General features: G+C 64.7%; 1 protein-coding gene (cut by a window edge). It reads right to left on the minus strand.

Annotation, left to right across the window (positions count from 1 at the left end):
• A protein-coding gene (locus DN069_RS25860; protein ID WP_111504792.1) for a TetR/AcrR family transcriptional regulator crosses the window boundary here: on the minus strand, positions 1-42 show its 5' portion. The gene continues 546 nt to the left of window position 1, outside the view; only the first 42 of its 588 coding nucleotides appear in the window; it begins with the start codon at positions 40-42; the stop codon falls past the left edge of the window.
• Positions 43-207: the final 165 nt, after the last annotated feature.

Below are 207 nucleotides of genomic sequence, written 5' to 3' on the forward strand. Positions count from 1 at the left end.
GGCGGGAGACGCGGACTGGCTGCTCTTCTGTGGACTCGGCACCCGCACATTCTCCCGTACGCGATCCCGCCGGGGCCTCTTCCGTCGACGCCGTCACTGAGTCACCATGGGAACGCGAACCGTCACCGACAGGAGGGGGTCGTCATGAAGTTGGGCAAGCTCGTCGCCAAGGGCGTCGCGGAGGACGTGCTGTCTCTTATACACACT

It is taken from the genome of Streptacidiphilus pinicola, assembly GCF_003258295.1.
Taxonomy (GTDB): Bacteria; Actinomycetota; Actinomycetes; order Streptomycetales; family Streptomycetaceae; genus Streptacidiphilus; species Streptacidiphilus pinicola.